17 protein-coding genes are annotated in these 18,084 nt (G+C 59.5%); 16 read left to right on the top strand and 1 reads right to left on the bottom strand.

What is annotated here, in order from left to right:
• Positions 1-171 precede the first annotated feature (171 nt).
• From AC6JAM_RS14940 to AC6JAM_RS14910, 7 genes are all read left to right on the top strand, one after another.
• The gene (locus AC6JAM_RS14940) at positions 172-1,176 is read left to right on the top strand and encodes a pilus assembly protein TadG-related protein (protein ID WP_497935181.1); all 1,005 of its coding nucleotides are present in this window, start codon (positions 172-174) and stop codon (positions 1,174-1,176) included.
• A gap of 119 nt (positions 1,177-1,295) precedes the next feature.
• On the top strand, positions 1,296-1,967 hold the full coding sequence (gene cpaB / locus AC6JAM_RS14935; RefSeq protein WP_497935180.1) for a Flp pilus assembly protein CpaB: 672 nt from the start codon (positions 1,296-1,298) through the stop codon (positions 1,965-1,967).
• Entirely contained in the window at positions 1,964-3,163 is a 1,200-nt protein-coding gene (locus AC6JAM_RS14930) for a CpaE/TadZ family protein (protein WP_497935179.1), read from the top strand. The genes cpaB (AC6JAM_RS14935) and AC6JAM_RS14930 overlap by 4 nt, the downstream gene beginning before the upstream one ends.
• 128 nt (positions 3,164-3,291) lie before the next feature.
• On the top strand, positions 3,292-4,605 hold the full coding sequence (locus AC6JAM_RS14925; protein ID WP_497935178.1) for a TadA family conjugal transfer-associated ATPase: 1,314 nt from the start codon (positions 3,292-3,294) through the stop codon (positions 4,603-4,605).
• Positions 4,606-5,559: a type II secretion system F family protein gene (locus AC6JAM_RS14920; protein ID WP_497935177.1), complete on the top strand. Its 954-nt coding sequence runs from the start codon at positions 4,606-4,608 to the stop codon at positions 5,557-5,559.
• A gap of 9 nt (positions 5,560-5,568) precedes the next feature.
• The gene (locus AC6JAM_RS14915) at positions 5,569-6,441 is read left to right on the top strand and encodes a type II secretion system F family protein (RefSeq protein WP_056388985.1); all 873 of its coding nucleotides are present in this window, start codon (positions 5,569-5,571) and stop codon (positions 6,439-6,441) included.
• Positions 6,442-6,449: 8 nt separating this feature from the next.
• Positions 6,450-6,662, top strand: a complete 213-nt coding sequence (locus AC6JAM_RS14910) for a Flp family type IVb pilin (protein WP_056388982.1) — start codon at positions 6,450-6,452, stop codon at positions 6,660-6,662.
• Between the two features lie 185 nt (positions 6,663-6,847).
• Here AC6JAM_RS14910 and AC6JAM_RS14905 read toward each other — a convergent pair whose 3' ends face one another.
• Positions 6,848-8,791: a DUF6541 family protein gene (locus AC6JAM_RS14905; protein ID WP_497935176.1), complete on the bottom strand. Its 1,944-nt coding sequence runs from the start codon at positions 8,789-8,791 to the stop codon at positions 6,848-6,850.
• Positions 8,792-8,876: 85 nt separating this feature from the next.
• Here AC6JAM_RS14905 and AC6JAM_RS14900 point away from each other — a divergent pair, with 85 nt between their 5' ends.
• From AC6JAM_RS14900 to AC6JAM_RS14860, 9 genes are all read left to right on the top strand, one after another.
• Positions 8,877-10,115 carry a bifunctional glycosyltransferase family 2/GtrA family protein gene (locus tag AC6JAM_RS14900; protein ID WP_497935175.1) on the top strand — a complete coding sequence of 413 codons (1,239 nt, stop codon included), beginning with the start codon at positions 8,877-8,879 and terminating at the stop codon, positions 10,113-10,115.
• Positions 10,116-10,231: 116 nt separating this feature from the next.
• Entirely contained in the window at positions 10,232-12,037 is a 1,806-nt protein-coding gene (locus AC6JAM_RS14895) for a glycosyltransferase family 39 protein (protein ID WP_497935174.1), read from the top strand.
• Positions 12,038-12,544: 507 nt separating this feature from the next.
• Positions 12,545-12,736 (top strand): Flp family type IVb pilin, encoded by a 192-nt coding sequence (locus tag AC6JAM_RS14890; protein ID WP_056388971.1) that lies wholly within the window; start codon positions 12,545-12,547, stop codon positions 12,734-12,736.
• 203 nt (positions 12,737-12,939) lie between these two features.
• A complete protein-coding gene (locus AC6JAM_RS14885; protein WP_056388968.1) occupies positions 12,940-13,131 on the top strand; it encodes a Flp family type IVb pilin in 192 nt (63 codons plus the stop codon).
• A gap of 134 nt (positions 13,132-13,265) precedes the next feature.
• Positions 13,266-13,655 (top strand): TadE/TadG family type IV pilus assembly protein, encoded by a 390-nt coding sequence (locus tag AC6JAM_RS14880; protein WP_056388966.1) that lies wholly within the window; start codon positions 13,266-13,268, stop codon positions 13,653-13,655.
• Positions 13,643-14,614, top strand: coding sequence for a pilus assembly protein TadG-related protein (locus AC6JAM_RS14875; protein ID WP_223992276.1), 972 nt, complete (start codon positions 13,643-13,645; stop codon positions 14,612-14,614). The genes AC6JAM_RS14880 and AC6JAM_RS14875 overlap by 13 nt, the downstream gene beginning before the upstream one ends.
• A gap of 22 nt (positions 14,615-14,636) precedes the next feature.
• Positions 14,637-15,386: a Flp pilus assembly protein CpaB gene (gene cpaB, locus AC6JAM_RS14870; RefSeq protein ID WP_263422480.1), complete on the top strand. Its 750-nt coding sequence runs from the start codon at positions 14,637-14,639 to the stop codon at positions 15,384-15,386.
• Entirely contained in the window at positions 15,383-16,576 is a 1,194-nt protein-coding gene (locus tag AC6JAM_RS14865) for a CpaE/TadZ family protein (protein ID WP_056388961.1), read from the top strand. The genes cpaB (AC6JAM_RS14870) and AC6JAM_RS14865 overlap by 4 nt, the downstream gene beginning before the upstream one ends.
• Positions 16,576-18,081, top strand: a complete 1,506-nt coding sequence (locus tag AC6JAM_RS14860) for a TadA family conjugal transfer-associated ATPase (RefSeq protein WP_056388956.1) — start codon at positions 16,576-16,578, stop codon at positions 18,079-18,081. Before AC6JAM_RS14865 ends, AC6JAM_RS14860 begins: the two co-directional genes overlap by 1 nt.
• Positions 18,082-18,084: the final 3 nt, after the last annotated feature.

Raw genomic sequence — 18,084 nt, 5'->3', positions numbered from 1 at the left:
CGGTAGAAAAATCACGATCTAGACAATCCGATTCTCTCCCAAGGCCCTCACCCCAGCCGAAACAACCTCCCCGCCCCGGACTTCTCACGCGGCAGCGCCGATTACACTCTCAATTCTGAAGAGCCGGTTTTTCGGCCCGAGTCTCACAGTTACAGGTAAAGGGGCTATGCAATGTGGCGGCTAGTCAAAGAGGCAAGGAGTGCGAACGAGGGTGAACGCGGAGCAGCTGGTGTGACAGTCGCAGTGATGATGCTCGTCCTCATAGGCGCTGGTGCAATGGCGGTTGATGTCGGGCAGATTTATGCCGAGCGCGCGCAACTGCAAAATGGCGCCGACGCAAGCGCCCTAGCCGTTGCTCTCAGTTGCCAGGCCGGCTCCTGTACTCCTGCCCTTGCGAATGATTTGGCAAATTCAAACTCAAACGATGGCGCCAGCACGGCTTCCGTTGATCTTTCGACGCCGGGTCAAGTGACAGTCACTACGTCCACGAAAAATGGTTCGTCCAGTTTTCTGACGAACCTATTCGCGAATGCAATCAACGCTGGCCCGGTGACGGTTGGCGCCCAAGCCGTAGCAGCTGCAGGCCCCCCCGGTGGCGGCTCCGGATTCCCGCTGGCTTTGTCCAACAACTGCTACAACCTGACTTCAGCGAGCCAGACGGCGGAAGTCCAGAAGATGTCATACAAACCGGGAGGGACATGCACAGGCCCCTCCGGAACACAAATTCCAGGAGGTTGGGGCTGGCTTGACCAGGACTCACCCTGTGTCGCTGACACACAAGTGGGAACGAACGATATGGGCTCGGATCCCGGCAATAACCCGCCAAGTGGCTGCGCAACAATTCTCGGCACCTGGAAAACCACGATCCAAGCAGGAGGGGAAGTCAAAGTCGAATTCCCCGTGTTCGACACGTCCTCTGGCACGGGGCAGGGTGGTTCGTTCCACATTATTGGTTACGCAACATTCAAAATCTGGGGCTGGAAGTTCGGCAACAACGGAGTTTACGAGTTCCGCAACACTGCCAACGACCCCGGAATGACAAGCTCCCTAGCCTGCTCAGGCGGAAACGACCGCTGTGTCATCGGCCAATTCGTCAAATACACGGTTATCGGCTCCGGTGGCTACATTCCTGGAGGCCAAAATCTGGGCACGTCGGAAATCCGGCTCATCAAATAGTTCCAACTAAGGGGAAAGTAATGAAAGCACGCCTACTGGGAGGCATAGCCGCACTGGTGGTAGCAGTTCTTGGCACAGTCCTTCTCTTCAATTACGTCCAAGGAGCGGATCGACGCGCCTTGGCAAACACCGAAACAGAGGACGTACTGGTCGTCAAACAGAACGTCCCGGCCGGAACGCCGGCCAACCAACTCTCGCAGTACGTTACTACCAAAGCAGTGCCACGCACCGCGGTGGCAGCCGATGGAGTCCATGATCTGGGCTCGTTGGGATCGACAGTCACCGCCGTCGCACTGGTGCCTGGCGAGCAGCTCCTCAGCAGCCGCCTCGTAGACGCAAATGCCTACCTCGGCCCGTCACGGGTTGCGGTGCCAACCGGGCTCCAGGAAATCACTCTTCGTCTGGGGATTGAGCGGGTCGTCGGCGGCAAGATCCAGGCCGGCGACACAGTGGGGGTGTTCATCTCCATGGCAGATCCTTCGGGCGGCGGCAACGGAACCCAGCTCACGTTCCACAAGGTTCTCGTCACGGCCGTTCAGTTCAGTTCGGGAGCCGCAGCGCAAACGCAGGCGCAATCAACTCAAGGGAGCTCATCGGGTGCCCTCAACGCGGCTAGCGAGAACAAGCCAGCCACAAGCGATTCGTACCTGATCACGTTCGCCCGGAATGCAGTCGACACCGAAAAGCTCGTTTATGCCGCCGAATTTGGGAAGGTCTACCTCTCGAAAGAACCGGCTGACGCCACTGAAGGCACCAACGGTGTAGTCAACCAAACAAAGGTATTCAAATGAGTCGGTTCATTCTGATCTCCCCATCCCTTGACTACGAGCGCAAGGTTCGGGCATCTGTAGCCCCGCTCAGCGGATCATTGCAGTTTTTCCAAGCCGCTTACCTTCCCGAGTCCCCTGAAGATCTCCTTCGGCAACAAGCAGGCGAACCTCCAGAGGTGCTCATACTTGGCCCTGGGCTTCCGCAGGAGGAAGCCCTGAAATTCTCCGCGGTCATGGACCTGCAATATCCAGAAATCAGCATCGTATTGGCAGCGGATGACGACGGCGACCTTGCCTTGAATGCGATGCGTTCCGGTATTCGTGATCTGATCCCGCCCGCAGCAGATTCAGACCAGATTCGAGCACTGGTGGAACGGGCGAGCCTTGCGGCCGCCGGACGCCGGCGCGGTTTGGCACCAAACACTGCCGAGCGTCCGGCCGCTGAAGGAGGGCGGGTCATCGCCGTTATGTCTCCCAAAGGCGGCGTGGGTAAGACGACGGTGGCCAGCAACCTTGCGATCGGTCTGGGACAGGTTTCACCCATGAGCGTCGTGGTTGTCGACCTGGATCTCCAGTTCGGGGACATAGCAAGCGGCCTGATGCTTGAGCCTGAATTCACGATCACGGAGGCTGTGGTGGGTGCAGCGAGCCAGGATGCAATGGTGCTCAAGACCTATCTGTCTCTCCACCCAGGCAACATTTACGTCCTGTGCGCGCCCCGCAATCCAATCGATATGGACCGGATATCCGGCGAAAATATAAGCCACCTACTTCACCAGCTGAGAGCAGAGTTCCAATATGTGGTGGTCGATACCGCACCCGGCCTTGGCGAGCACGTGCTGGCCACACTGGAGCAGGCCACGGACGCTGTTTGGGTTTGCGGAATGGACGTTCCGAGTATTCGTGGTTTGCGAACCGGGTTCCAGATCCTTTCGGAACTCGATCTGCTCCCGGATAACCGGCACGTGGTGCTTAACATGGCGGATCGGCGGACGGGCCTGACAGTCCAAGACGTTGAGGCCACCATTGGCGCGCCTGTAGATGTCGTTCTTCCCAAGTCCCGCGCGGTGCCATTCTCGACGAACAAGGGCGTCCCGCTGCTTCAGGATGGCAGCCGGGATGGAGCAGCCAAGGGGCTACGCAAATTGGTCGAGCGTTTCAAACCGAATTGGGAAGCGCCACGCAAGAAGGTCCACAGAAGGGCGGTAGTGCAGTGAGTCTCTCCAACCGTTTTGCAAAGTTGCGTGGCGAGTCCGATGCTCCCGCTTCCGAAGCTGCCCCATACCTCGCATCTACCTTGGGTTCTATTCAACAGGCTCAAGCAGCTGAGCAGGCCCAAGCCCCGGTGACGATAGAAGTAACCGGTGGAACTGCGAGCGAGGCGCTCACAGGCCTCAAGGAACGGGCCAGTCAGGCACTCTATGAGAGGCTGGGCTCCCGGATCACGGACTCATCCCTTGAGGAGGCTGAGCTCCATCAGTTTGTCAAGGATGAGCTGAAGGCAGTCGTTGATGAGGAACAGGTCCCTCTGTCACAGGGTGAGCGACAGCGTCTCACACGGGAGATCATCGACGATGTCCTGGGACATGGACCGCTGCAGCGGTACCTGGACGACCCGTCAGTCACAGAAATTATGGTGAACAGGGCTGACCAGATATACGTCGAGCGAAATGGGCACCTTTTCCTCACCGACACCAAGTTCAGTAGTGAGGATGCGCTTCGTAGGGTCATTGAGCGGATTGTCACCCGGATTGGGCGCCGAATCGATGAATCGTCCCCACTTGTTGATGCTCGCTTGGCCGATGGATCCCGTGTTAACGCGATCATCCCTCCGTTGGCCGTGAACGGCGCGTCGCTGACAATCCGTAAGTTTGGGCGCGAGGCGCTGACAGTACAAAAACTGGTCAGCTTCGGAAGCCTGTCTCCCGAAATGGCCGAGTTGCTCCAGGCATGCGTATTGGCACGGATGAACATCATCGTTTCCGGTGGTACGGGCACCGGAAAGACGACGATGTTGAACGTGCTTTCCTCCTTCATCCCCGCTACGGACCGCATCGTGACCATCGAGGACGCCGTCGAACTGCAGCTTCAGCAGGACCACGTGGTCAGACTCGAAAGCCGGCCAGCGAACATTGAAGGTAAGGGCGAGGTCTCTATTCGTGATCTGGTCCGTAACTCTCTTCGTATGAGGCCTGACCGCATTGTTGTCGGTGAGGTCCGTGGCGGCGAATCACTCGATATGCTCCAGGCAATGAACACCGGCCACGACGGCTCGATCTCGACCGTCCACGCCAACTCACCTCGTGACGCAGTGGCCCGCCTGGAAACACTTGTCCTCATGGCAGGGATGGACCTACCGCTCAGGGCAATCCGGGAGCAGATTGCGTCCGCGGTAAACCTGATCGTGCATATCTCGCGGCTCAGGGACGGATCACGGCGGGTGACACACATAACTGAAGTGCAGGGCATGGAAGGAGACATCGTCACGCTTCAGGATGCCTTCGTCTTCGACTATTCCGCGGGCATTGACGCGAACGGCCGATTCCTTGGGAAGCCTATTCCTACCGGAGTCCGGCCCCGGTTCACGGACAGGTTCGAGGAACTGGGAATCAAAATCTCCCCTGCTGTTTTTGGTGCGCAAGGGCCAAGGAGTCGATAGATGGAAACTCCAGAAGCTCCGGTCATGATGTTGGTTGCGGGGGTGCTAATGATCTTCACGTCGATCATTGTCACTTTCATTGTCGTACTGAAACCCCGTCATGCGATTCCGCTCTCACGACGCCGCCCGGATGTGCCCGCAGGTGCTTCCAGGCTGACTGTCCTCACCGATACTGCAGTTGGCGCCATCAACAAACGTATGAAAGGAAGAAAAGACTTTCTGGTTAGCCGCGAAAAGCTGGAACAGGCCGGGTTGAAGACCCAGCCAGCCGACTTCCTGCTCATGATGGGCGCGGGCGCGCTGGCGGGAAGTGTCTTCGGTTTCCTGCTTGGGGGCCTCTTCTTCGCGATCATTCTGCTCGCAGTTGTTCCGGCCGGAATGCTCGTCTACCTTTCGGTACTAACCTCCAGACGGAAGGGCAAGTTCGATGAGCAACTGCCGGACACCCTGCAAATGCTCACCGGAAGCATGCGTGCTGGTCATTCCCTCCTGCGAGCTATCGACGCGTCAGCACGTGAAAGTGACGCACCCATGTCGGAAGAACTCAGCAGGATCGTCAACGAAACGAGGATCGGCCGCGACCTTGGGGATTCAATGAACGAGGTTTCTTCTCGCACCGGCAGCGAGGACTTCAGCTGGATCTCCCAAGCCATTGAGATCCACCGTGAGGTGGGCGGGGATTTGGCGGAAGTGCTCGACCACGTCGGCGAAACCATCCGTGACCGTAACCAGATACGCCGCCAGGTAAAGGCGCTTAGTGCCGAAGGCAAGATGTCGGCTGCCGTGCTCATGGGACTGCCCGTTGTTTTGTTCTTCGCCCTGATCCTGATCAACGGTCAATATGCGAAAACGTTCACGAGCACCGTTCCTGGTTACCTGATGCTGAGCGCTGCGGCTGTAATGCTCACTGCCGGTGGCTTCTGGCTCAGCCGGCTTATCAAGCCAAAGTATTAGGAGAGCAACATGTCACCCATTGCACTCGGAGCCATACTTGCCATCGTTTTGCCTGTCACATACCTCGTGTGGTCGGTAGCAGCCGTAGATAGGCTCGCCCTTCGAAACATCCAAACGAACCTCGGTCAACGGGCCAGGAACGCAGCTCCGCAAAGCTTGACCCTGGAATTCAGCGCAGTGGCCCGCAAAGTGACTCCAGTTCGCTACGTCGCTTGGCTGGACAAACAGCTCGCTGCCCTGGGACGCCCCAAGGAGTGGCCCCTTGAACGACTCCTGGTGACGAAACCGCTACTGGCTCTCGGTGCCGGACTTCTGGCTCTTTTCTACTTCCTCGCCTCGCCTGAGCCGGCACGGTTCGCGTTCCTCATTGCCGCTCTTGCGTTTGGCTATTTCGCACCGGACCTGCTGATTCGCAGTAAGGCTGAGAAGAGGAGAGACAAGATTCGGCTGGAGTTGCCGAACACCCTGGACCAGATGTTGATCTCTGTCCAAGCAGGTCTTGGGTTTGAAGCCGCTATGGCGCGCACAGCGCAAAATGGGGGCGGCCCACTGGCTGACGAAATGATGCGAACGCTGCAGGACATGCAAGTGGGGCGTTCCCGAAAGGAAGCCTATTTGGCTATGTCTGACCGAGTTGACGTCCCCGACCTGCGCTCATTCATCCGCGCGATTGTTCAAGCGGATGCATACGGAATTGCCATCGCCAAGGTGCTGAAAGTCCAGGCCCACGAAATGCGGATGAAGCGCCGACAGCGTGCCGAGGAACACGCCATGAAGATACCAGTGAAGATTCTCTTTCCACTAATTTTCTTCATCTTCCCGACCCTCTTCATCATCCTGCTGGGGCCGGCAGTCATGAACATCATCGCCGCGTTCTCCTAGGAGGAGTCATGAGGAATCCTGCACAGTCCCTATTCCTGATCCGTAATTTCGCACGGCGAATAAGGTGCGAGGAAGACGGCGCCACCGCAACAGAATATGGAATCACCGTTGGTTTCGTTGCTGTCGTCATCGTGGCCGGAGTCGGCTTATTTGGGTTCTCACTTAACGGCTTCTTTGACCATCTCACCTCCGGGATCAAGACTGCGCTCGGCATCCCCTAGCAGCGGCCGTAAGCCCGGCGCCTCTGGCGCCCCATAGACCGGACCCCCTCGGCACCCAGAACCGAGGGGGTCCGTTGTTGCCGTCCAAAGAGGCCAGCCGAGTCGGTGAAACGAGCAGCTGGCTTACCGACAGAAACCATAGGAGGGCGGTTTCCTCTTCGGATCGTTTCCATGGAGATCGCGGACTAGAGGTCGCAGCCCACGAATCTATACAAGATGGCGGAGCCTTGTTGGTCGACTTTGACGAATGCCGACGAATCCGGGGGAACGCTAATGCCCGGAAAATCATTCACCTCGGTGCGCAGCGGATCAATGTAGTGCTCGCCAAAATCAAGGAGGAATCCAACATTCTCCCTCTTTGCAGCCGCACAAGCCTCTGAGCCGGCCGTGGCTTGATTTAGTGTCTTGGCCACCAGCAAACGGTCCGGATTCGAACCTGTGTATGCGTGCGGGAAGAGTACCCGGCGGTTCGCGATGGCGAAGGCTGTGGAACTACCATCCCACGGGTTGTTGGCCATCACCGCACCCTCCGGGACTTCGGCACTAAGACGGCCCAGCAATTCAAGTTCATCGGGGCTCAGCAAGGGTGAGTCTGCTGTAAGAGCGTAGGTTCGTTCCCTCCCCGGCGTGGTTTGAGAATTTGTTGGCCACATCACGGTAGTAGCGGCCGCGGCTGCGATGCCAGCGGCAACAAACCATCTGACACGGTAGCTGGAGGCGATGTCTTCAAAGAGCCACGTCGCTGCCAGACCGACAAACACAGCCCAGAACATCGGCAGAAGGGCAGCGAGCCGGGGTGGGTCCCCGTACCACGCACCAATAATGATTTGCCTCGCGAGCGGCTGTGGTAATGAGGCCGCCACCAGGTAAAGCGTGACGGCGCCTCCGTACGCGGCCAGAAACCACCGTCCGGTTGGGCGTCTGAACATGATGGCGGTTCCCAGCAGTGTGACCACCGCAAGGCTCCAGCTGACGTCCCCGTGTGTAGGAGCCACTACGAGGACACTGCCTATGGCCGCCGCTGGGGTGTCAATCGGATCCCAGGTGGTGGTCCACGGCCGCACCACGGCCCAGACCACCAGGCCAAGGGAAAATACGCTCGTCCAAAGTGCTGTCCATTGGAGGTAGGCAAGAGGATCGGACTTCCTCTGTTTGAGTTGCCGGAACGAACGTACGGCGGCCATGGCAGCGAAACCCGATGTAAGCGCAACAAGGGCTACCAGCGCCGACATGTGTGTGACCACAAGACCGGGCAGTCCGGCAACCAGTGTCGTGAGGCCTAGCGGCCAAGGCATCGGTGTCCGGCCGAACCCAAGTAACGAGGCCGATACCGTCAGCAGGGGAGCCAGGAAAGTGACAGCGAGCATATACGGGAACAGCGGACCGAAGTCGCTCTTTTGGCTCTGCATGACAGTAAAAGGAAAAGCGAAAAATCCTGCGCTCGCAGTACCGGCAGCCAGCAAGGCGATCATCTTAGGACCAACCACGACATGGACCAGGAGAAGTACACCGCTCGGCCATGCCAAGGCTACGACGGCGAAGTTTAGGGCATTCGATGCCTCGACCACGGGCAACCCTGCCGCCTCTGCCACAAGGGCAGCAAGCGCGTGCCATATTTGAGGGTAAAAACCGCCTCCTTCCCCCATCAGCTCCCTCACAGAGAAGGGTGAACCGTCTTGGGAATCAATGATCTGCTGGACGAGGTTAAGGTGAAATGGCGTGTCTATGCCTTGGTTGATGTTGGCCGGGTCCTCGACAATCTGGGCATAGCGCAGGGTCAGAAGGATCCCGCTGGCGAGTAAGGCAAGCCAGTATGCAGCGCCTGCCGAATTCTCTGCGGGATCCCAATTAAAGTACTTCGGCCAAAGCCTGGCCGTTACGCGGACAAGGACAAGCGCAACTCCGGCGCACACCACGACGGATACGGTGAACACGCCCAACTGCCAGTCAATGTGCACCCACCAGCAAACCAAGGTGGAGACTGCAACAAGTGACGCAGTCAGGACCGGCGCAAGTGACATCATCCAAATACGCCGCAACCCCAGCGTCCAGCCGAGAAGCAGCCCTGGCAACAAGAGCACCGCCGCCGCCATTCCAAAGCCCGGCAGAGCAGTAAGCCAAGAGTTCAAGGATTCCCCAAGTAGTTCATCAGTATTCCCCAAGTTTCGACATTCTGCCCGGAAGCCCTCCCTGTGCGCCTATAGCATACCTAACATGAAACTTAGCCACGGGGGCCTGGCGCTTGAAATTGTTGTACCGGTTTTCAATGAGGAAGCCGTACTCGAAAAGAGCATCACTAAACTCGCAAATTATCTGCGTCACGAAATGTCAGTGACGTGGCAGATTACCATCGCCGACAACGCAAGCACTGACGAGACACCAGTCATTGCGGCTGGCCTGGCCGCCAGTATGTCAAATGTCGCTTACCGGCGGCTTGATGTGAAGGGCCGCGGATGGGCGCTCCGTGATGCCTGGACTTCTTCCGCCGCGGAAGTCCTGGCGTATGTAGACGTCGACCTCTCCACGGACCTCGCGGCACTGCCGCCGCTTGTCGCCCCGTTGCTGTCAGGCCACTCCGATATCTCCATTGGCACGAGGCTTGGCCAGAGCTCCCGCGTAAGCCGCGGGCCGCAGCGTGAGTTCATTTCGCGCTCATACAACTTTCTGCTTAAACGCACTATGCAGGTTCGTTTCTCCGATGCCCAGTGCGGTTTCAAGGCCGTCCGGGCTGAAGTCGCCAAGAAACTCCTTCCCCATATTGAGGACAACGGATGGTTTTTTGACACGGAACTGCTGATAATCGCGGAGCGCTCGGGCCTTCGGATCCACGAGATCCCAGTGGACTGGGTCGACGACCCGGACAGTCGGGTTGACATCATGCAGACAGCAGCTGACGACATTCGCGGACTGGTCCGCGTTGCTGGCTCCCTTGTGAAAGGGTCCATTCCCGTCCAAGCGATATATGCCGAGCTGGGGCGGCGCCCCATGGTCGCACAGTCGAGGCCCAGCTTTTTTGGGCAAGTTATCCGGTTCGGCATTGTCGGAGCCATATCCACTGTGGCCTTTGCACTGCTATATGTGCTGTTCCAGGAGCCTCTTGGCCCCCAACCCGCCAACTTTCTCGCCCTCCTCCTGACGGCGGTGGGTAATACAGCCGCTAATCGCCGTTTTACGTTCGGCATGAACGGCCCGGACAGGCTCTTTACCCAGCAGTTTCAGGGACTTGTTGTTTTTACGCTGGCCTGGTCAATAACATCATCGTCGCTGCTGATATTGCACACTTCCGCACCGCACGCTTCCCCTACCATGGAGCTCGTGACACTGACAGGGGCTAATATCCTCGCGACCCTCATGCGCTTCGTCATGTTGCGCGTCTGGGTTTTCCGTGTTCCCGGCACTGATCCAGCCCGCCGCGTTGTGGCATCCAGCGCGCAAGCGGTACGCGCCTCTTGACGGCGTTGACACCCGACCCGTCGGACCCCGCTGAGCTTCGAGCGCAGGTGCTTCAATCACGCCAAACCCCCCTTGCGGCACATCGGGCATCCTCGGGGCGCCGGAGGGAGACTTGGATGCTGTGGGCCCTCCTGGCCCTGACAGCGGTGCTCTACCTTTGGGGCCTGGACCGCAACGGATGGGCGAATTCGTACTATTCAGCGGCTGCCATGGCAGGCTCACAGGATTGGACGGCATTCTTCTTTTCATCCTCGGATCCTGGCAACGCCATTAGCGTCGATAAACCTCCTCTCAGCCTCTGGCTAATGTCGGCTTCCGTCTGGGCCTTCGGTCTGAATCCCTGGAGCATCTTGGTGCCGCAGGCATTGATGGGCGTCGCGAGCGTCTTCCTGATGTACCGCATGGTCCGCACTTATGTCGGAAGCACCGCGGGGTTTCTCGCAGCGACATTCTTCGCCATAACCCCGGTTGCAGTGGTGATGTTCCGCTATAACAATCCGGATGCATTGCTCACCTTGCTGATGATCGGCGTGGCCTATGCTGCGTTGGCGTCTATCCGCAGCGACAAGGTTCGGTGGCTGATATTGGCCGGTGGCCTCACCGGTGCTGCTTTGCTGACGAAGCAGCTTCAAATCGCACTGGTCCTGCCTGCGGTTGCTGTTACCTATCTCGCTTTTGCCACCGGTCCACTTGTGAAACGCGTGCTGCACGTCGCGGCTGCCCTGTTAACAGCATTGGTTACGGGCGGCTGGTGGTTTGTCCTTGTGCAGATGGTCCCGGCGGCCAGCCGCCCCTTCGTCGGAGGATCCCGTCTTAACAGCGCGGTGGAATTGAGCTTGGGCTACAACGGCCTGGACCGCCTGACCGGTGAGGACGCCAGCCGGACTATGTCTCCCAGCACCGCGAGCCTGGCGGAAAAACTCGATCCAGGATTTCAGCGTTTCCTGCAACCGCAATTCTCTGGCCAGTTCGGCTGGTTCCTGCCTCTGGCCGTAGCAGGCATGTGCATTGCCATCTGGCACATCAAGCGGCGGAGCGGTAGCCGGCGATATCGGGCGTTCCTCAGTCTGTGCGTTCTCTGGTTTCTCTCCGCCTCAACGGTGTTGGCATTCATGTCCGGTATTGTCCATCCGTATTACTGCCTAACTGTTGTACCACCGTTATGCTGCCTCGCAGGGACGGGTCTGCTGCACTTGTACCGGCTTCGTGACCAGCCAAACGCACGCTGGGTGCTGGCCGGGACGCTCCTGGCAACGATGGTTCTGGCCTTCCTCTCGGCGAATCGTTCAACCGCTGATTTTCCGCAAGGTCCTCTTGTGGCGCTCCTGGTCTGGTCGTTGGCCATCACCCTTCTGGCGGTCCCGCCCCCGTTTCCAGCCCTCCGGAACGTGCCAGCGAGCCTCTTGGCTGTCGCGCTATTGGCCGGTCCTTCCGTTTGGTCCGTCAATACAGTCCTGAGTCCCCACGAGGGTGCAGGCGTCGTGGCTGGCCCCAGTATCCTCGGCGTGCGCACCGACCACCCCGACCGTCAGCAGATGGGTTCGGACGTGCCACCCAGTTTCATGGCTGTCATGTTCGGAAACCTGCCAGAATCCGGAATCGTTTCGCGCCTCCGTGCCACGCCGGCCACCAGCAAGTGGTCGGCGGCCATGGTGGGCTCCGAGACAGCGGCTAACTATCAGCTGGCAAGCTTACGCTCCGTGCTGCCGCTTGGCGGTTTCGATGGTACTGATCCCTTCCCGACCCTGGAACAGTTTCAGCGTATGGTCACCGACCACCAGGTGGCGTCCGTAGTCATACAGGACCTGCCACCATTGACCCTTGAGGGCCGCGGAGAGTCGGCAAGAATCGTGGACTGGGTGAGAGGCCATTACCGGGCCGAACAAATCGGGAGTGCCCAGTTTTACAAGTTGCTGCCGTAACGGCGGACAGTGGCCGCACAGCTTCTGTCCTTTTCGGAACTGGGCCATCCTTCCGATATCGCAGGGTTTGCCGGGTGATTGCTCACCAAACATGCACTTTGAAAAGCCTTTGCGAATACGCCAGCCACCCCGTCGAAGTGACTCAAGCGGAGAATCTGTCGCGTTGACCACCTGTACTTGCGCAGGACTTTCACCGTGGAAACAGCTCGGGTTCCACGACGGACACCGTCCAGGCGACGGCTCCTCATGGCGAACGCCGGTGTGACCCAACAACACCGAATACAGCAAACAACACATCCATTCCTGGTGCCACCTTCGCCTTCGCCTTCCCAGTCTGCAAGCCTTCCAGTTCCGCAAGGTTTTCCACGCAATTGCGCAGGAAAGGTACACCTTGAAAAGCCTTTGCACAGGATCCTGCAAGACCCGGTCAACACCGCATCAAGGCTTGCTAACTTCGTCTTAGTGCTGGTGCAGGGCCAGCCAAACCTACTCGCTCAGGAGTTCATAATGCTTTCTCTCATCGCCACCCTTCAGACCCTCGGCTTCAACATCAAGAACCGCCTCCACGACGAAAAGGGCGCAACAGCTGTCGAATACGGCATCATGGTCGGCCTCATCGCAGTCGTCATCATCGTCGCTGTAACCACCTTGGGCGGCCAGTTGAACACCATGTTCACCAGCGTCACGGCCAAGCTCTAGCTGGGACGAAAAGAGCTCGGGTTCCCGCGACGAACACCGTCCGGGCCACAGCTCCTCATGGCGAACGCCGGCGTGACCGCAAACAACAGCGGGTTCGGCAAAATACAGAATCCTGCAAGACCCGGTCAACCGTTCCAAGCCTTGCTAACTTCGTCCTAATGCTGGTGCAGGGCCAGCCAAACCCACTCGCTCAGGAGTTCACAATGCGGTCTCTCATCGCCACCCTTCAGACCCTCGGCTTCAACATCAAGAACCGTCTCCACGAAGAAGAGGGCGCAACAGCTGTCGAATACGGCATCATGGTCGGACTCATTGCAGTCGTCATCATCGTCGCTGTAACCACCTTGGGTGGCCAGCTCAACTCGATGTTTACAAATGTGACTGCCAATCTCTAAAACCCGGCCCCTACAGCAAGACCCGAGGCCCAGCGCGCCCGGCTATTGTGCGGTGCAGCTCAACTGCACCGCACAAGCTGTTTCACGTGTACAAATCCACTCATCGCAACACAGACTCGAGAGGAACGCAGCAGATGCTGAGGCCATCAGAACGCGGGGCGGCGGCCGTTGAGTTCGCCATCGTCGTGCCTGTCCTCATCAGTTTGCTCCTTGGCATCATGGAATTCAGCCGGGCCTACAACGCCCAGGCATCGCTTTCGGCCGCGGCCCGCGAGGGGGTCCGGGTAATGGCCATCACCAATGATCCGGCGGCGTCTCGGACGGCAGCCGAAAACACGGCTGTCTCCCTAAATCCCCTTCTCGCTGATTCAAACATCACCTTCAAGAACCTCGACACGGGCACTACAACCTGCTCATCGGGCAACCGCATTGCGGTCACAATCACATATACACTCTCCACGCTGACGGGTATCGCCGGACCATTCACTATGACTGGCCAAGGAGCCATGTTGTGCGGCGGCTGAAGAAGATCAGCAGAAATTCCCGTTCCGAACAGGGCGCCGTGAGTGTCATCGTGGCAATAATGATGGTGGCCCTGCTTGGTTTTGCCGCCGTGGCGGTTGATGTCTCGATGATGTACTCAGAACGTACCCAGGTTCGGAACGGCGCTGACGCGGCTGCGCTTGCCATCGCTCAGAAGTGCGCTAAGAGTACCGCTGACCCGGACTGCACGGGTACCTCCCCGCTCGCCGCCAGCCTTGCGAATAGCAACGCCACCGACGGGCTGAGTAACATCAAGTCCGCCACGCCCGATACGGCCAGTCAGACTGTAACCGTTACGACAGGATCACAGCAGACGGGGAATAGCCCAAACCAGGTCACCCTCTTTTTCGCTCAAATATTCGGAATCTCTTCAGCAGAAGTGACCGCTGCCGCTTCGGCGCAATGGGGTACCCCGTCCAAGGGGCCCGCTATTCTTCCCTTGGCCATTGCTTACTGCAAACTGGACATTCCACCAGCCGGAAGCCAAGGCGCCGTACAGGTTCTCGAGCAGGCGGTGAATGGTTGTGGTGGCTTGCCGGGCGGGTTCGGGTGGATCACCACCTCGGGAACAAAATGCTCCGTCACGATGACGGCCGGCCAGTCCGACAATGCGGGTATCTGGTTTGCGAGCGATCCCGGGGCCAGCGCCCCAACGATCTGTAGCGCTGCCGATTTCAACCAGATGAACGACCAGACAGTTCTACTCCCTCTCTATGACGTGGCCACCGGTACGGGTTCCTCCGGCAAGTACTACGTCAAAGGCTTTGCGGCATTTCATGTAACTGGCTACCACTTTGCCGACATTTCCTGGAGCACGGGCGGAAACGTCCAAAACAAGACGATTCGTGGATACTTCGTAAAATTCGTATCCCTCGCCCAAGCATTTGAACTTGGTAACGTCCCAAACTTTGGGGCCTCAGTTGTGCGCCTCACCCCATAGCTAAAAGCAACAGGAGCAGTCATTGAAGTCACGTATGTTGGCCGGTGTATCAGCAGTGGTGCTGGCCATCATTGGGGCGCTTCTCATCGTCGCCTACGCCCAGGGTGCCGACCAGCGCGCCATGAAGGACCTGGATCCCATCGGGGTACTCGTGGTGACCAAGGCCGTACCGGCAGGCGCTTCCCTCGACATCGTAAAGGCGTCCGTTACTGAACAGCAGGTGCCAGCAACCGCTGTTTCAAAGACCGCTCTGAAAACCCTTGAGGCCTCCGCCGGCAAAGTCGCCGCAGTGGACCTCGTCCCCGGCGAGCAACTTCTCGCCGAACGGTTGGTTGACCCGGTGGACGCCAAGTCCAGTGGTGCCATCAAAGTGCCTATAGGGATGCAGGAAGTAACCTTCGAGCTCGAACCCAAGCGTGTGGTGGGCGGCAGGATTGACGCCGGCGACCATGTGGGCATCGGGTTCAGCTTCGCTGCGGAAAAAGCAAAAGCAGGCGAGCCAACCACCCAACTCACCCTCCGAAAGGTTTTGGTTACCGCCGTCCAGCGGGCCCCGCAGGCACTACCAAGCGCGAAGCCCACGGACGGCACCAATCCCCAGGACACAACGCTTCCGCAAGGTTCGCTCATGGTCACGGTTGCCGTGAGCGACATCGACGCAACCAAGATCATTTACTCCTCAAACAACGGCGATCTCTGGCTCACCAAAGAACCCCTCGACGCCAAGGACAACGGCGGCTTCATCGCCAAGAAGGACACGGTGTATAAGTGAGCCGCTTCGTCCTCCTTTCCCCCAACGGCGACTTCGACCTGAAGCTGCGTTCCGCCGTCGCCAACGGCCTGCGCGGCAGCGTCCAGACCATCGCCTCGGACATCCTCCCGGCGGGCCCCGCGGAACTCTTCGCCCTCCTCAACCAGGAGCAGCCGGAGGTGCTGATCATCGGCCCGGACGTCCCCTACGAGGAAGCACTCCGGTTCGCCAAGGTCTTCGATGTCCAACTGCCCGGCCTCAGCCTGGTCCTGGTCAGTGACATTGACCCCGGTGGCTTGTTGCACGCTATGCGCGCGGGCATCCGGGACATCCTCAGCCCCCAGGCGGACGCCGCCGAAATCCGGGTGCTGCTGGAACGCGCCTGCCAGTCCTTCGCCACCCGGCACCGCGGCCCCGAGGCACAACAGTCGGGGAACGGCAAGGGCCTGGTCATCGGCGTGTTCTCCCCCAAGGGCGGCGTGGGCAAAACCACACTGGCCACGAACATCGCCATTGGACTCGGGCGGATCGCCCCCATGAGCGTGGTCATCGTGGACCTGGACCTCCAGTTCGGGGACGTCGCCTCCGGCCTCTACCTCAACCCCGAACACACGGTCACGGACGCCGTCACCCCCGCCGCCGCCCAGGACTCCCTGGTCCTCAAGGCCTTCCTTACCGTGCATCCGGCCGGCATCTACGCCCTGTGCGCACCGCCCAACCCGGTGGACGCGGACCACATCACCCCGGACCAGGTCAGCCGGCTGCTGGAGCAACTGGCCCAGGAGTTCCAGTACGTGGTCATCGACACCGCCCCCGGCATGCCGGAAATCGGACTCGCCGCAATGGAGAAATGCACCGATGTGGTCTGGGTGAGCGCCATGGACATCCCCAGCCTGCGCGGACTCCGCTCCGGCCTGGAAGTCCTCCGCCAACTCGAAATCATGCCGGAATCCCGGCACGTGGTCCTGAACATGGCGGACGCCAAGGCAGGCCTGAACGTGCAGGACGTCGAATCCACCATCGGCGCCCCGGTTGACGTCAGCATCCCCAGGTCGCGCGCGGTGGCCCTGTCCACGAACCGTGGCATCCCTGTCCTGCAGGACTCGAAGAAGGACCCCGCCGTCAAAAGCCTCCGCCAGCTTGTGGAGCGCTTTAATCCGGCCTGGCGAGCACAAGCACAGCGGAAGCTTCACCGAAGGGTGGTTATCTGATGAAACTCTCCGAGCGCATCAACGCGGTCCAAGGCCGCAACGTATCCTCCACCAGCCCGGGATCCGTACCCGGCACCGCGCTGCTCGAGCAGCCGCGTCCTGCGACCGCGCCTTCCCCGTCCCCCGCCGAACGTGCGGAAGCTCGCTCTCCCGGCATCACCGCCGTCGCGCATCCAACGCACGAGGCCGGCACTTCCTTTGTGCCTAAGGCACCGGGCGTGGATGTCTTCGCAGCAATGAAGCTCAGGGCCGCAACCGCACTTTTCGAGCGGATGGGCACCCGGTTCAATGATGGTGCAGTCACTGAGCAGGAACTCCGGAGCACAGCCAAAGAGGAGCTTACCCGGATCATTGACGCGGAACAGGTACCGCTGACGCCGGAGGAGCGGACCAGGCTGGTCCAGGACGTCGCAGACGACGTGCTGGGCTACGGCCCCCTCCAGCGGCTGCTGGACGATCCCGCAGTCACCGAAATCATGGTTAACCGCATGGACCAGATTTACGTGGAACGCAAAGGGAAGCTGGTTCTCACTGAGTCCCGGTTCAGTTCCGAAGAGCACCTGCGCAAGGTCATCGAACGCATCGTGTCCAAGGTAGGCCGCCGCATCGACGAGTCCTCGCCGCTTGTGGACGCCCGGTTGGAGGATGGCTCGCGTGTCAACGCCGTCATTCCGCCCCTTGCCGTGGGGGGCTCCTCGTTGACCATCCGTAAGTTCAGCAAAACTCCGCTGACCGTTCAAAACCTCATAAACTTTGGCACCCTGACGCCGGAGATGGCGGAGCTGCTAAACGCCTGTGTCAAGGCCAAGCTCAACATTATCGTTTCCGGCGGTACCGGAACCGGCAAGACGACGTTGCTGAACGTGCTGTCATCCTTCCTGCCGGCTGACGAACGCATCGTGACTATCGAGGACGCCGTGGAACTACAGATCCAACAGGAGCACGTCGTTCGGCTGGAAAGCCGTCCGCCCAACACCGAAGGCAAGGGCGCGGTGACCATCCGTGAGCTCCTCCGCAACTCGCTTCGTATGCGTCCTGACCGGATTGTGGTTGGTGAGGTCCGTGGCGGCGAATCACTGGACATGCTCCAGGCCATGAATACCGGCCACGACGGCTCCCTGTCCACGGTTCACTCCAACTCCCCCCGCGACGCCGTGGCCCGCCTTGAAACCCTGGTGCTGATGGCTGGCATGGACCTCCCGCTGCGGGCCATCCGCGAACAGATCGCCTCCGCGGTGAATCTGATCGTGCAGATCTCCAGGCTCCGTGACGGGTCCCGCCGGATCACGCACGTCACCGAGGTCCAGGGGATGGAAGGCGACATTGTCACCCTCCAGGACGCGTTCGTCTTCGATTACTCGGCCGGCGTGGACGCCCAGGGGCGGTTCCTCGGGAGGCCCGTGGCCACCGGCATCCGGCCCCGGTTCATTGACCGTTTCGAGGACTTGGGAATCCACGTATCGCCGGGCGTCTTTGCCGGTCCGCTGTCCCCGGGCGCCAAGTAGGGA

Source organism: Arthrobacter sp. GmRoot5-12 (assembly GCF_059739365.1).
Note: the sequence above shows the minus strand (reverse complement) of the source record. Positions and strands in the feature narration are given on the sequence as shown.